The 14,341-nt window shown below is 68.5% G+C and carries 14 protein-coding genes; 7 read left to right on the forward strand and 7 right to left on the reverse strand.

All coding sequences use genetic code 11. The features are described 5' to 3' along the window. Positions 1–329: 329 nt before the first annotated feature. A complete protein-coding gene (locus NR810_RS51535) occupies positions 330–971 on the reverse strand; it encodes a DUF1353 domain-containing protein (protein WP_257463540.1) in 642 nt (213 codons plus the stop codon). 187 nt (positions 972–1,158) lie between these two features. On the opposite strand from NR810_RS51535, the gene NR810_RS51540 reads away from it, so the two are divergent. Next, positions 1,159–1,785 carry a hypothetical protein gene (locus NR810_RS51540; protein WP_257463541.1) on the forward strand — a complete coding sequence of 209 codons (627 nt, stop codon included), beginning with the start codon at positions 1,159–1,161 and terminating at the stop codon, positions 1,783–1,785. A gap of 13 nt (positions 1,786–1,798) precedes the next feature. On the opposite strand, the gene NR810_RS51545 is transcribed toward NR810_RS51540, so the two are convergent. The 3 genes from NR810_RS51545 to NR810_RS51555 form a co-directional block, all read right to left on the reverse strand. After that, positions 1,799–2,425 carry a pentapeptide repeat-containing protein gene (locus NR810_RS51545; RefSeq protein WP_257463542.1) on the reverse strand — a complete coding sequence of 209 codons (627 nt, stop codon included), beginning with the start codon at positions 2,423–2,425 and terminating at the stop codon, positions 1,799–1,801. Positions 2,426–2,436: 11 nt separating this feature from the next. After that, positions 2,437–3,942 (reverse strand): SitA5 family polymorphic toxin, encoded by a 1,506-nt coding sequence (gene sitA5 / locus NR810_RS51550; RefSeq protein ID WP_306819235.1) that lies wholly within the window; start codon positions 3,940–3,942, stop codon positions 2,437–2,439. Between the two features lie 225 nt (positions 3,943–4,167). Next, a complete protein-coding gene (locus tag NR810_RS51555) occupies positions 4,168–4,758 on the reverse strand; it encodes a TetR/AcrR family transcriptional regulator (RefSeq protein ID WP_257463544.1) in 591 nt (196 codons plus the stop codon). A gap of 117 nt (positions 4,759–4,875) precedes the next feature. Here NR810_RS51555 and NR810_RS51560 point away from each other — a divergent pair, with 117 nt between their 5' ends. Beyond that, the gene (locus tag NR810_RS51560; protein WP_257463545.1) at positions 4,876–5,781 is read left to right on the forward strand and encodes an SDR family NAD(P)-dependent oxidoreductase; all 906 of its coding nucleotides are present in this window, start codon (positions 4,876–4,878) and stop codon (positions 5,779–5,781) included. 268 nt (positions 5,782–6,049) lie between these two features. On the opposite strand, the gene NR810_RS51565 is transcribed toward NR810_RS51560, so the two are convergent. After that, complete coding sequence (locus tag NR810_RS51565; protein ID WP_257463546.1) at positions 6,050–6,547, reverse strand: SRPBCC family protein; 498 nt, start codon at positions 6,545–6,547, stop codon at positions 6,050–6,052. Positions 6,548–6,704: 157 nt separating this feature from the next. Between NR810_RS51565 and NR810_RS51570 the strand changes: the two genes are divergently transcribed. Continuing rightward, a complete protein-coding gene (locus NR810_RS51570) occupies positions 6,705–7,145 on the forward strand; it encodes an NADAR family protein (protein ID WP_257463547.1) in 441 nt (146 codons plus the stop codon). 7 nt (positions 7,146–7,152) lie between these two features. Here the strand turns inward: NR810_RS51570 and NR810_RS51575 are convergent, their stop codons facing one another. Beyond that, on the reverse strand, positions 7,153–10,188 hold the full coding sequence (locus NR810_RS51575; protein ID WP_257463548.1) for a DEAD/DEAH box helicase: 3,036 nt from the start codon (positions 10,186–10,188) through the stop codon (positions 7,153–7,155). Between the two features lie 289 nt (positions 10,189–10,477). On the opposite strand from NR810_RS51575, the gene NR810_RS51580 reads away from it, so the two are divergent. From NR810_RS51580 to NR810_RS51595, 4 genes are all read left to right on the forward strand, one after another. Continuing rightward, positions 10,478–11,311 (forward strand): phytanoyl-CoA dioxygenase family protein, encoded by an 834-nt coding sequence (locus NR810_RS51580; RefSeq protein WP_257463549.1) that lies wholly within the window; start codon positions 10,478–10,480, stop codon positions 11,309–11,311. A 101-nt stretch (positions 11,312–11,412) separates the two neighbouring features. Further along, positions 11,413–12,501: an alpha/beta hydrolase gene (locus NR810_RS51585; protein WP_257463550.1), complete on the forward strand. Its 1,089-nt coding sequence runs from the start codon at positions 11,413–11,415 to the stop codon at positions 12,499–12,501. A gap of 66 nt (positions 12,502–12,567) precedes the next feature. Beyond that, complete coding sequence (locus NR810_RS52770) at positions 12,568–13,491, forward strand: S66 peptidase family protein (RefSeq protein WP_257463551.1); 924 nt, start codon at positions 12,568–12,570, stop codon at positions 13,489–13,491. 38 nt (positions 13,492–13,529) lie between these two features. After that, positions 13,530–13,664 carry a hypothetical protein gene (locus NR810_RS51595; protein WP_257463552.1) on the forward strand — a complete coding sequence of 45 codons (135 nt, stop codon included), beginning with the start codon at positions 13,530–13,532 and terminating at the stop codon, positions 13,662–13,664. A 70-nt stretch (positions 13,665–13,734) separates the two neighbouring features. Here the strand turns inward: NR810_RS51595 and NR810_RS51600 are convergent, their stop codons facing one another. Further along, positions 13,735–13,869, reverse strand: a complete 135-nt coding sequence (locus NR810_RS51600; protein WP_257463553.1) for a hypothetical protein — start codon at positions 13,867–13,869, stop codon at positions 13,735–13,737. Positions 13,870–14,341 lie beyond the last annotated feature (472 nt).

Raw genomic sequence — 14,341 nt, forward strand, 5'->3', positions numbered from 1 at the left:
CCTGCTGGTCATTGAGGCGTGGCTTGCGCATGACCGCAGAAGTAATAGCGCCCGTCCTACTTTTCGCACCACTCAGCCTACACACCGCTCCCTTGCTCCCCTGCTAAAATGAGGGGATGGCTCAGCATCTTCTCTCGATCAGGGTGCACGATACCTGCTGGGGGCGGAGACAGTGTCGAAGAGCCCGCATCCCGCCCCATTCACTGTTCGAGCGATTGGGGCGGCGGTGGGGCAAGCATGGCGGTCGTGTAACGGTACTCGAGGCACCCAGCAGGCGCCCATGACCTCCACCGTGGTGGGCACGAGCACCAGGGCCGTCGCGCGTCTCTTCACAACCCCATCGCGCGAAGCTCAGCCTCCACGATCGTGCAGTAACTTGGACGATTCCCTGACGGCGTTGCTTCGTTGGGAGGCACGGCCATACCGGACTTCTCGAGCTTCTCCCGGTACTTCGCCCAGTCGTCGTCCACTTCGATGGGCACGAGCGGCGCTCGCCCATCTGGAGTCATCTTCAGGGGAATGAACCGGACTTTTCCGGAGGCCTTCGCCGCCGCGTTGTCGTTCCAGGCGCCCTCGCCACCCACCTGCACGCTGCGGAAGATGGCCTCCCGAGTCAGGGCAGGTACCCGGTTCTCGGCCATCGCAAGGCGCATGAGCTGATCCGCCTGGTCTCGAGTACACTGTTGGGTCCAATACAGATAATCGTGCACGACCGCTGCCCATTGATACTGACCCACCGGGGAATACACAGCCCAGAACGAGCGAGGAACACTGGCGAAATCGGTGACGAAGCCAGCGGGTACCACGATGACCTCCTGGGTATTGCCAATCCGGTACTTCAAATCCTTGAGCAACACCCAGTCGCGGCCATCGGCGAATGGCTCGACGGGTACAGGTCTGATCGAGGCACATCCGGAGCCGACGGCGAGGAAGAACACCATGCACTGCAGATGAAACGTGGACGTCTTCATGCTTCCACCCTCCCAGCAAGGAAATCCGCGACGCGGGCCAGAATGTTTCACATTTCCACGATGTGCCGCCAGGAGACGTCCGAGCCTTCGTTCCTGCCTCGTTCCAGGCCAACTCGCCCTCCTTCCCAGGCCCTGGTAGGCTGGACGGGGTCGAGAATCATCCCTGGTCCAGTCCCCCGAGGATCGCATGACGCGCGTTTCTGGTAGCAACACGTCCCGCATCCAGTCGACCCCGTCCACTCGCCAGCCGCAGGAGACGGTCCAGCTGGCGCAGGCGGAGGCCACGCCGCAGCGCGTGCAGTTGCACTCGCGCGACACCTTCGAGACCGGCAACGCGGGGCTCGATGCCATCAACGCCGCGCAGCTGCTTCCCGGGAGGGATCACACGTGTGTGACCACGGTGCGCGCCAACCTCCAGCGCGCGGGTCTCCAGGGGCTGCCGAGCACCACGAGCCAGGATGGCAACAACCCGCGCGGGATGATGGTGCAGATGCTCCAGAGCGGGCACTGGCATTCGGCGGCCATCCCCGGCGCGACGCAGCGGGCCATCACCAGTCCCTACGGAACCGTGCAGGCCCAGGTGCTCTCGGGGGATGCGTACATGGCCGCCGCGCGCAACGGGCAGATCCCCGAGGGATCGGTGGTGTTCCAGACCCGGCACCCGGCCGGGTGGGCCTACGGTGGAGGCTCGCGCGGCAGCGACGTGGGCATCGTGCGCGACGGCGGCATCTTCAACTACCGGCAGTTCAGCGGCATGTCGGTCTACGGCAACAACCTGAGCGAGGTCGTCGTGCTGCAGCCGGGCGCACGCTGACCTCCGCCGCGCATCACCGGACGATGAAGTCGAACCGCTCGATCGCGGACTTCAGCTCCGCCTCGGTGGTTCCCGAGCGCTTCGCCTCGGCTGGGGCGTAGAACGACACCGCGACCGTGGAGGGCACCTCCTTGTACCGGCCCTCCAGGGTGACCGGACTGAAGGTGCCCGGCCACTTCACGCTCGTCAGCTCACGCCCGTGGCCGATGGGATCGACAATGGTGAAAGACGGCCACTGCGGCAGGCGCACCGTCCGCATATCGCAACCATGGAAGCGACACAGGTCCAGCCGGGCCTCGGAGAAGTCACAGTCCTCCACGTGGCCGTGCTCGCCCCAAGTGCTGTACCCGGGAAAGGGTCCGAAATCCGTTCCCAACAGCCGTCCCTTGAAACGGCAACCCTTCAGATAGGCACTCACCCAGCCTCGGTGGTTCCGCTGCTCCTGCTTGAACTCGATGGTGCAGTCGATGAGCCGCGGTCCTCGGAGGCTCAGCCGATTCGCGGGAACGCGCACGATGACCGTGCACCGGCGCAGCGTGAGGTTCGGCCCGAGATAGACGACCTGGTCCGCCTCGCCGGACAACTCCAGTCGCTCGCCTTCGAGTTCTTGGTTCTCATGGATGATGTTGCCGAGCCACATCCTCGCGCCCTTCAGAAGAAGATCATCCGGAAGAACTCCGTGGCCATGCGCCGACCGTGGACCGCGAAGTTCTCCCTCGTTCCAGAGAGTATCTCGTATTTCTGCCCCCCTGGTCGCGGGTCCACCACATCGACTCCCTTCGAATGCCAGTTGAGCTGGGGGAACTCATCCTGGAGCCTCGTATTGACCCAGCGTCCACGGGCCAGCCCCTCCAGATGTCTCGCGCTGCTTTCGTTGCCCGCGTCGCGGGCCCTTTCGATCGCGGCTCGCTCGTTTCTGGTGAGCTCGGCATCGCTCCACCCTCGTGCAATGCGCTCCGCCGCTGCCTGCAACTCGTCCCCGAGCTTATCCTCCGCCGGTATGTCGCCGAGAGCCTTCCCGCGCGGGAGGTGCCACCGCTGACCATTGCCAAGGACGACCTGCCTGTTACCGCCGCGGTGCTGGATGTCGATGATGGTGCCGGAGTGACCAGCTGGCGCCGCTACCGTACGAGCCGCGTTGCTCCTGCCGAGCATGGCGAGTGCGATGGGCGCCTGTGGTGACGTGACGACCGCAGGCGCACGGCCTCCTTCGGCTGCCATCTCCACTGCGGCGACCTCATCCAGGGCCATGGCCACCGAGCCTTCGAGTCCCTGGGCCGCCCACTGCGCCTGCACCTGGTTGAACCTCGGCAGCGAGCGCAGGTGTGTAGCCGCCTCGCCGAGTGTCCGCCCGCTGAGGGTGGCCACCGCCAGAATGAGGGCCCGGGCCGCATCCGTTCCAATCAACCGGCCGAATTCCTCCCCCACCTCGCGCAACTCCTCGAACGTGGTGGCCTCGTGGGCCCGGTGCGCCATGCGGGCCCATCCGTCCATGAGGCCCCACATGGCGTCCACGCCGAGCCAGGCCAGCAGTACCACCGACAGCGCGGCCGCCACCGCCTTCGTGCCCGGCTCGGGCACCAGCCAGAGGGCGAGGTAGAGCCCCGCTGCCCATACGAGCGACGAGAGTACCGCCCGAGGGCTCAGCTCTCTCCCCAGGGCCTCCCGCGTCTCATCCAGCACCGTGCCGAAGGCCAGGGCGAGGGCCAGGGTGCGCCGGTCATCGGTGCGTAGATAGGGCCCATCGTCGAAGAGGCCCAGGCAGTCACCGCCGCCGCGCCTCTCGCACCACCGCACGTATCTCTCCTTCAACGCCGCCTCGGCCTCGGGGACGAGTGGCCCCTTGTCGTTGAGCGGCACCAGCGTCAGGACGCGGTCGCGGTACACCTCGGCGAGCAGCTCTTCCTCTGGCATGGCCTGGAGCAGCCGTTGGGCGGACTCCTGGGGCGTCCCCTTCAACCGGAGGCCTCCGCCGAGCTGTGCCACCGCACGCCGGTACTCTTCCTTCGTGAGGGCCACCACTCGGGTGGTGCCTCGCGCTTCGAGAAGGCCCGCGTAGACGGCGAGCACTGGCGGTGGCTCCGGCTGCGCCGAGTGGGTCTCCCTCCCCACTGGGGGCGACCGCGAGCGGTCTCCGCCCGCGAGCGGGTTTCCCATGGGGGCGTGCGTGGCACACGCTGCATGCAAGAAGAGCACGATGAGTCCGAAAGAGCCTGCCGGCGCCCAGCGTGTCAGCACACGACGGTACTGCCGCCGTGCAACTGCTCGTGTCACCGCGCCCGCCCCCACCTCAGCACTGCGGTGCGCCTTCTCCATGTGCCGTGCCTTTCCCCGAGTGGCAACAACTCTGGAGGATAGGCCTCGGACATCATTCCGCGTCCATCACCTCGACGCCGGTCGCAGGCCGTCCAGCAGGATGGTCAGGTAGCGCTCGGCCAGCGCCCGCCGGTCCTCTCCGATGCGCACGGCGTGCTCGATGCCACACATCAGCCTCTGGATGTCGTCGGCGCCTATCTCGGCCCGCACGAGCCCGGCCCGGTGGGCCCGCTTCAGCAACCGGTCGTTCGCCGCGAACAGCTCGGCCTTCAGTCGTGACGTCTGCGTGTGTGCGTCCCGCTGCGCGTTGAGCACCTCCGCCAGGCCCACGTCGGCCAGTTGCAGGTCCAGCACCGCGCGCAGGAAGCGCCTCAGGCCGAGCCGCGCATCCTCGGACTCCTCCGCCTCCCGTGCCTGGTCCAGCAGCGCCTGGAGGTGCTCGTTCACCAGCGCCTCGAGCAGGTCCTGGCGCGTGGGGAAGTGGCGGTACACCGTCCCGACTCCCACTCCCGCCGCTCGCGCTATCTGGTTCATCTGCAGGGATGCGTCGCCACTGGCCAGCAGCTCGCGGGCCACGGCCAACACGCGCTCGCGGTTGCGGGCCGCATCCGCGCGCAGCGGGCCCTCTTCCCGCGGTGGCTCCTCCTGTTTCCTCATGGCTCCATCCTAACAAACCGGATGGTTCCGTCCGAATGGATTGCGTATCCGTTTCGCCCTCCGTATATCTCGTCCCGAAGCGGATGCGTCATCCGTTTTCTTGTGGAGGAGGTCGCCATGAAGACAGAAGGACACGGTCGAACCGCGCTCATCACGGGGGCGAGCTCTGGCATCGGGCTCGAGCTGACCCGCAGGTTGCTCTCCGAGGGCTGGCAGGTCATCGCGCTGAACCGCTCCGGCTTCCCCGAGGGGGATGCCCTGCTCCAGGCGTCCCTGGCCAGGAAGCAGCTTCGCGTCTACCGGGCCGACCTCACCGACTTCGACAGCCTGAAGCTGGCGCTGGGGCAGCTCAAGGCCGCGGAGGAGAAGATCGATGTGCTGTTCAACAACGCGGGTGGCAGCTTCGAGTCACTCGGCTTCTCCAAGCAGGGGCGTGAGCTGCACTTCGAGGTGCAGACGGTCGTGCCCTACATCCTCATCATGGAGCTGAAGGAGCACCTGCGGAGGGGGGCGTCGAAGACCGTCATCAATACCTCCAGCAACGTCTTCAGGACCACCAGGCGATTCGATCCCGACACGCTGGAGCGTCCAGCGACCTTCAAGAAACTCTTCGGTCCGTATTCGACGACCAAATTGGCGATGACCCTGTGGACCCGGGAGCTCGCTCCGAAGCTCGCCGCCGAGGGAATCAAACTCCTGGGCGTGGACCCCGGGCCCAACAACACGCTGCGAAGCGGGAAGACGTCAGGGTTCCCCTTTTATATGAAGCCGCTCGTCCGGCTGTTCTTCCCGCCTCCCAGCCGGGGTGCCTCGCGTCTGTACGACGCGGCTCTGGGCGCGAGCGGGGTGTCGTCGGGCGCCTACGTGACGAATGGCAAGGTGACGGAGCTCGGGTTCGCCGAGCAGGGCCGGAAGGTCCTGGAGAGGGTGCGCGCCATCCACGAGCGGGAGTTCGTGGCGGGTATCGCGGCGCACGCGGTCCCAGACGCATTCCGCGGCGTGGACGCCAGGGCGCGGGTGTAGGGCGCCCCGGCCGCCCGGAGCGGGCTAGATGCAGAACGGCGTGCCGTACTGTCGGCTCCGTGCTCGGGGACCTTGTAGAGGTCCTCGGCCCGGAGGCGGCCCGAGAGGTAGAGCCTCAGAATCCACCCGAGGTGCTGCTTGCCCGCGGAAGGGTCCGCGTCCGCGAAGAGGTTGAAGAGAGCCTGCTCGCCCTCCGTGGCCCAGCTTCGCTCGAGGAAGGCATCTCTCAGCGCCGCCGAATGGGCTTGCCGGAGGTGGTCCAGACGGTTCACCGCGCCGTGGCCTCCAGCTGTCGCAGCTGCACGGCGAGGCTGGCGAAGAAGGCCGCGCGGAAGCGGTCCAGCACGCCGAGCTGCTGCTCCGTGCCACGGTATGTGCCCTGCCACCGCAGCGTGGTCGTGCCCGCCGAGTGCTCGACGGACACGACGGCACCGCCCGCGAGGGGGTGGTCCTGAAGCGAGGCGTACTCCAGCAGGCGCGGGGGCTCGAAGCGCACCAGGCGGTAGTGCAGCACCGGGCCGTTCGGCTGGATACGCTCAGCGATCACGGAGCCCACCGCGAGCGGAGGTTGAAGCGTGCTCACGGTGGACACGTCATTGGCCCAGAGCACCGCATCCTGTGAGCGCAGCAGGGCGCGCGTGAGCTCCGCCCAGAGGACCTCGGGCGGGAGCGTCGTCGGGAGCGTCTCGGTGAAGTGCCGCACGTGGGCGTCTGGCGCGGGCGTCTTCAGCGGGAGCGTGGAGGGGTCGTTTACGGTTTCACTCATGGCGCTCGCGACAGTATCGCCCGGAAAGTGCGTGAGGGTCATGGCCCGGGAGGCGCCGGTTTCGCTTCCCGGAGGATGAGAATCCTCATCCCGCTCCAGGGGCGTCAGGAATTCCTGTCCACCTCAGTGTATAGAGGACACCAACACGGAGTTCCTGATGCCCATCGAGTTCTATTCCGTCCGGGATGATTACGGCTGTTTCTCCAACTTCTCCGCGCATCCCATCACCCTGGAAGGAAAGCGCTGGCCCACCACCGAGCACTACTTCCAGGCCCAGAAGTTCGCCGGGACCGATGACGCATACGCGGAGCGGATTCGCACGACCGCCAGCCCGATGATCGCCGCCCGCCTTGGCCGCAGCCGGAAGCATCCCCTGCGCCGGGACTGGGAGTCGGTGAAGGATGACGTCATGCGCCGGGCCGTCCTCGCCAAGTTCGAGACGCACGCCGACGCCCGCGCGGTGCTGCTGTCCACCGGTGAGGAGGTGATCATCGAGAAGACCACCCAGGACCACTACTGGGGCTGTGGTTCGACGGGCACCGGCAAGAACCGGCTCGGGCGGATCCTCATGGAGGTTCGTACGCGTCTGCGCGGTTGAACCCGTGTCAGTCGAGCAGTTGCATGAGGTCGGCTCGGGTGATGGCCGCGGCCCCGGAGGCGCCACCGAGCGCGGACTCGAAGAGCGCGCGTTTCTTCTCCTGCAGGGTGAGGATCTTCTCCTCCACCGTGCCTTGCGACACCAGCCGGTACACCATCACCGGCCGCTGCTGGCCGATGCGGTGCGCCCGGTCCGCCGCCTGTGCCTCCACGGACGGGTTCCACCACGGGTCCACCAGGAAGACGTGGTCCGCCGCCGTGAGGTTCAGTCCCGTGGCTCCCGCCTTGAGCGAGATGAGCATCACCGGCGGGCCCTTCGGGTCCTGGAACGATTCGGCCACGGCGCCACGGTTGCTCGTGCTGCCGTCGAGCCGGATGAAGCCGATACCCGCCTCCCGCAGCTCCGGCTCGATGAGGTCCAACATCGACGTCCACTGCGAGAAGACGAGCGCCTTGTGCCCGTCCTCCACCGCCGTGCCGAGCGCTTCGATCAGCGCCTGCACCTTGGAGGACGTCTTCGCCTGCTGTCCCGGCACCAGCGCCGGGTGGCACGCCGCCTGACGCAGCCGCAGCAGCGCCTCCAGCGCCTTGAGCACGCTGCCGCCCTCCTCGAGCTGCGACACCACCTCCTCGCGCGTGGCCGCGTACACCGCGTCGTAGACGGCGCGCTCCCGCTCGTTGAGGGTGACGTGCCGCACGGACTCGGTGCGCGGCGGCAGCTCGGGCGCCACGTCCCGCTTGAGCCTGCGCAGCACGAAGGGACGGATGCGCGCGCGCAGCTGCTCGGCCGCTCCCTTCTGGTTGTCCGAGACGGGCCTCGCCCACCGCTCCTCGAACTCCTTGCGCCCCCCGAGCAGCCCCCGGTTGGTGAAGTGCATCAGGCTCCAGAGCTCCTCGAGCCGGTTCTCGATGGGCGTGCCGCTCAGCGCCACCCGGAAGTTGGCCCGCAGCCCGTACGCCGCGCGCGCCACCTGGCTGTCCGGGTTCTTGATGGCCTGGGCCTCGTCCAGCACCACCGTGTCCCACTCCTTCGCCCCGAGCACCTCCGCGTCCAGGCGCAGCAGCGCGTACGTGGTGAGCGTCACGTCGGCCGCCTCGTCCAGGGCGCGGCCGGGGCCGTGGTAGACGGACACCTTCAGCGAGGGACGGAAGCGCTTCACCTCCGCCTCCCAGTTGGGCAGCACGCTCGTGGGCGCCACCACCAGCGTGCCCGGCCCCAGCGTGCAGATGGTCTGCAGCGTCTTGCCCAGACCCATGTCGTCCGCGAGCACGCCGCCCAGGCCCGCCTGCCGCAGGAAGGTGAGCCAGCTCACGCCCTGCAGCTGGTAGGGGCGCAGCGTCGCGGTGAGATCCTTCGGGGGCTGTACGTCCGGCAGCTTCTCGAAGCCCTGCACCAGGGGCGCCAGCCGCTCGAGCCCGGGCGGAGGAGGGTGTTCCAGCGCGTCGCACAGTCCGGTGAGCTGGGGGATGGCGTGGTTGGCCAGCCGCCCGTCCGCCCCGCGCGCAGCCAGCAGGTCCGCCACGCGCTGGCCGTGCGTCTTCAGCCACGCGGTGGGCAGCGGCGCCCAGCCTCCGCCCTCCAGCGGCACCAGACCCAGCCCCTCCTCCCACGCGCGCATCACCGCGCCCGCGTCCACCGTGCGCGGCGCGCCCGGTCCCTCTCCCTCCACCTGGAACTCGAACGAGAAGCCCACCTGGGGCACGCCGGAGGCCGTGGCGCCCGCGTCCACCGAGAGCGTGGGGCGCAGCTGCACGTTGGGGCTCACCACGCGCGCCGCGTCCCCGGTGAGGCCGCCGCGCCAGCGCCGCAGCTTGTCGGCGAGCTGCACCGCCTCCTTGCCCTGCACCGTCACGCGCCGGCCGGGCACCATGTTCAGCTCGTCACGCAGCTGGTGGATGAGCTTCTGCTCGGCGGGCTCGTCGCGCACGGGCACCGCGCCCTTCAGGTACACCATGCGCCCGTTGTCGATGCGCACCGAGGGCGGCGAGCCGTACACCAGCGTCGGTAGCACCGAGAGGCCGGAGTCCAGCTGGTCGAGCTCCAGGGAGATGCGCGGCACGAGCGTGCGGTCGATGGGAGGCAGCCGCCGGCTCTTCACGTCCACCGGCATGCGCCGCGCGAAGTCCGGCAGCACCTTCCCGGTGAGCTCTCCCATCTGATCGGGCGAGAAGACGCGCTCCTGCGGCAGCTTCTCCAACCGCGCGCCGGTGAGGGACTGCTCGCCGAGCCGGCAGAGCGAGCCTCCGCACACCACCACCCCGGGGGTCACCACCTCGGTGACGCGCGGGTCCTTCTCCACCTTGAGCACCGTCTGCTCGCCACGGTCCTCCACGGTGACGCGCGGAAGGAGGGGCTCGTTCGAGACGGACACCAGGTTGCCGTCGAAGAGCACGGTGCGCGCGGGCTCCAGGGCGCGCAGGAGCGCGTCGAGCCGCTCGGGTGGGAGCGCGCCCCTCGTGGGCTTCATCAACAACTTGTCCACGATCAGGTCGCACGGCTCCACCTGGATGCGGGCCGCCTCCACGGGGTTGGTGAGCACGGAGGCCAGGCTGCGTGCCAGGAGCCGAGCGGTGTTGTCCGGACGCACCAGCAGGCGTTCGAGCTGGAGCCCTCCGTCCACGCGCTTGAAGCGGTACACCATGCGCTCCGGCTTCGGCGCGGCACCGGGGCGCGCGACGGCCTGGACGGCCTGGTTCGCGGGAGCAGGGGAGGGGGCGCGCGGCGCGGGGGCACGCTGTACGGGGGCGCGCGGTGCGGCGGCGCGCTGGGTCACCGTCTGGTGGAGGATGATGGCCGCCGCCACCACGTGCTCGCAGGGGTCCACCCGGCCCCGGCAGTCGCACTCCCAGATGTCGTCCTCGGGGTAGAGGACGGTGGTCAGGGGCGCCGGACGGCCGGTGGCGCGCACTCGCAGCACGGCCTCTTCTTCACCGACGGACTGCACCGAGACGGCGCCCGCGCGGGCAAGGCCCATGCCGGCGGACCAGGTCTCCGGGCGCGCTTCTCCCCGGACGGTTTCGAGCAACTCCGCGGTCACGGACATGAGGACCGTCTACCTATCCCCGCGTAGGTCCTCACGCAAAAAAGGCATCCGAGCCGGACTCCGGGTGTGCTCCTCCACTCGCGCGTAGTGCCGTGCGGCGAACAGCAACTGGACTCAACACCTCATGCAGGCGAACACGTCGAAGTCGAACGTCCTCTTTGGCAACTCGGGCTTGGGAGAGACCCTGTGCGCCACGCAGGTGGACGCGGCTTCGAATCCCGCCGACCGATCTTCGCAGTCCCTGCCCGCTCGCATAGGCTGAGGGTCTCAGCCCCTCATGGGAGCGGACATGAATCGTGCCGAAGAGTTCTCGCGACAGGGCTTCCTCGTACTGCCCGGGTTCGTCCCGGCGGCCTCCTGTGATGCGTTGAGGGCCCGGGCCGGGGAACTGGTGGCTGGCTTCCAACCCGAGACGGTCTCCATCTTCTCCACGCAGGAGCAGACCAGGACCTCGGACGAGTACTTCCTGTCCTCGGGGGACCAGATCCGGTTCTTCTTCGAGGAGAACGCCTTCAAGCCGGACGGCTCGCTGCGCCAGGACAAGGAGCTGTCGATCAACAAGATCGGCCACGCGCTGCACGATTTGGATCCCCTCTTCGACCGCTTCTCCCGCACGCCCGAGCTGGCGGCCCTGGCCGCGGAGCTGGGCGTGAAGCAGCCGTTGCTGCTCCAGTCGATGTACATCTTCAAGCAGCCCTTCATCGGCGGTGAGGTCAACAGCCACCAGGACTCGACGTTCCTCTACACGGAGCCGCCGACCTGCCTGGGCTTCTGGTTCGCCCTGGAAGATGCCACGCTGGAGAACGGGTGCCTGTGGGCGCTGCCCGGCGGGCACGAGCTGGGCCTGAAGAAGCGTTTCGTCCGCGCTCCGGGAGGCGGCACGGCGTTCCAGGTGTTGGACCCCACGCCCCTGCCCGAGGAGGGCATGGTGCCGCTGGAGGTGCCCAAGGGCTCCCTGGTCGTGCTCCACGGGTTGCTGCCCCACAAGAGTGGCGCCAACACCTCCCCCAAGAGCCGCCACGCCTACTCGGTCCACCTCATCGACGGCACCGCCCGCTACCCCGAGGACAACTGGCTGCACCGCTCTCCCGCGATGCCACCCCGGGGCTTCTCCCGGCCGTGACAGCGGGCGAGGCCTCGCCCTCATCGACGACCCAGGCCACGAGCAGCGCCCCTCGTCGCACCGGCCTGGCAGAAGACCTGGATGCGCTAGCTTGCCCACCCATGCACGACACAAGCGTCATCGGACCCTTCTTGCGTGGCTTCTGCTTCCTGGTGGCGCTGGCGGCCACGCAGCAAGCCGCGGCCAGGGAGGGGGACGGCATCCGGCACGTTCCCGCCTTCGACCTTCCACTCTCGCCCTACATGAGCCCAGAGGCTCAGGCCGCGGCACGCGTGGAGATCGCCGAGGGCGATCCGCTCGCGCACATGAGCAACGAGGAGTTGGCCCGGAACATCCAGCAGATCCGCGCCAGCGTGGACGCGTCGATCGCACCGCGCGTCGAGGCGCTTCGACAGCGCTACGGCGTGTCGCTCCGCCAGGAGCAGTGGGGCGGAGTACCGGTCACCCTCGTGACGCCGAAGGCACCGGTCGCGCGCGGTTTGCTGATCGAACTGCACGGCGGCGGCTTCATCTTCGGCTCGGCGGGCACGATGGGCATGCTGGAGGCCATCCCGGTCGCGGCCATGACGGGCATGAGGGTGGTGGCGGTGGATTACCGCCTGGGCCCGGAGCACCGATATCCCGCGGCGAGCGAGGATGTCGCCGCCGTGTATCGCGAGGCGCTCAAGCGCCATCGTCCGGGTGAGCTGGGCCTGTTCGGCTGCTCGTCGGGCGGGGTGTTGACGGCGGAGGCGCTCGCCTGGTTCCAGAAGGAGAAGCTTCCCCTGCCGGCGGCGGCGGGCGTGTTCTGCGCGGGCGCTGACGCGCGCTACGGGGGCGACGCGCGCTATGTGGTCGCGGCCGTGAACAACGCGCCGATGCCGAAGCCGGACGGCAGCCTGCCCATCATGGAGGAGCTTTATTACGGCCAGGCGGACCTCGCCGACCCGCTGATCTCACCGCTCTTCTCGAAAGGCGTGCTGGCGAAGTTCCCGCCGACGCTCTTCATCACCGGCACGCGCGCGGCGGAGCTCAGTGCCGCCGCCCACACCCATTCGCGCCTGACCGCGCTCGGCGTGGAGGCCCGCCTCCACGTCTGGGACGGGATGGGCCACGCCTTCCATCTCAACACCGACCTGCCCGAGGCGCAGGAGGCGCTGGCGGTGATCGCCAGGTTCTTCAAGGCATATGTCGGGCGGCCGGGCCGATGAGACAGTCCACCCTCATGGGTGGATTCATGGGATGCGATTCCTTTCAGGTCAGTGGGGAGGCTCTTCGTGACACTTCGGAGCGGGGCGAACATCGTGGTGGTTGCGCCAGGGGGGATTTGCGACGAGGCGAAGTTGCAAGAGGGGATGCAACTGCTGCGGAGCTGGGGCTACGAGGTCACGGAGTCGAAGCATCTCCATTCGAGGTTCCGCTACACCGCCGGTACTCCAGACGCGCGGCGCGAGGAGCTGCACCGCGCCCTCACGGAGCCCGGAATCGATGCGGTCTGGTACGCCCGCGGAGGCTACGGCACGGTGCACTGCCTGCCGGGCCTGCCCTCCATCCCCGATGAGCGGCTCGTCATCGGCTTCTCGGATGCCACGGCGCTCTTCTGCGAGCTCCAGCGCCGTCGGCACGGGCGCGGGCGTATCCTCCATGGTCCGGTGCTCCAGTCCGTGCCGCGGCACATCGGCGAGGACAGCCGTGAGCGGATGAGGACGATGCTGCGCACGGGCGAGGCCCCGCCCCTGCTCGGGCACTCGCTGGTGCCGGGCCGTGGCCCGGTGAGCGGTCCCGTGGTGGGCGGCAACCTGTGTGTGCTCGCCAGCCTGATCGGTACGCCGTGGCAGCTCGACGCGCGCGGCGCCATCCTCCTCCTGGAGGACGTGGGCGAGGCCCCCTACAAGCTGGATCGCATGGTGACACAGTTGCGCGAGGCGGGCTGCCTGGACGGGCTCGCCGGCATCGTGCTCGGCGAGTTCCCCAGGTGTGAGCCTCCGGAAGGGGCGGGCTGGACCCTGGACGAGATGTTCCACGACCTGCTCGCCCCGCTGAACGTTCCCGTGTTGGCCGGCCTCCCCGTGGGTCACGCCGCCAACAACCATGCCTTCTGGTACGGCGCGCAGGGCACCCTGAGGGCTGACCGGTTGGTCTTCCAGGTGCAGTACGCGGACGGATCCTCCGACCAGGTGTCGCTCGACGCCCCACCGTGAGACTCCCGCACCACCGGATTGGGGCCGCTTCACTCTTCATGAAGCGAGCGGAGGACTGCCAGGGCAAGTGGGCCTACGGAGGCCTCATCGCGCGCGACTCGCGCTGCCAGAACGTGCTGCCCCCCCGAGCAAGGCAACGCCGTGCGCGGCCCGAGGAGCTCGGCTGCGAGTGAGGGAGCGCGCCGCGCCGAAGAAGAGTGGAGGCGGCGGGAATCGAACCCGCCGCTTCGTACCGCTGTGTGGCTACTCGAAGAGGGACACCTCGCTGAGCTCGGAGATACGGAAGCTGGTGTCCGTCGCGATGGCGTGGATGCGCACCTGGCTCAGCGGGGTGGGGTTGTTCAGCTCGAGCTCGGCGCATAAGAGAAATAGGGGCACGGTTGAGGGCAGGGGGTTGGGGCAGAGAGGCGGGGGAAGGCAGCTGACGGGAGCCCAAGAGAAGTGAGCCATGCCAGTGCACGCAGAGTGCGGCCGCCTTGAGGCACACGTCGGCTCCGCGGCCGTCCTGCCAGCAGGGGCAGCTCAGGGGAGCAGGGGGCTTGGGCCTGTTGGCTGTGGCGGCGCGGGCCTCAACACCACGCGGACTGGGGTGGCGCTGGCGCCGGGGTCAGGCTGGCACCTGCGGTGGGCAAGCGCAGGTGCTCCAGAATAGCTCGCACTGCTCCCGCTTGCTTCACGTACGCCAAGAGCCGCCGCCGGCCTCCACACCTCACGCAGGCGAATACGTCGATCATCAGGACGCAAACGACAAAAACGACCGGAGAGGGGCACGGCATGCTCGATGGTGACGTCCTCCCCCAGCACGATGACCCGCTCGACAAGTAAGCGGACGAGCCGTTGGCGCCCGGCG

It is taken from the genome of Archangium lipolyticum, assembly GCF_024623785.1.
Classification (GTDB): Bacteria; Myxococcota; Myxococcia; order Myxococcales; family Myxococcaceae; genus Archangium; species Archangium lipolyticum.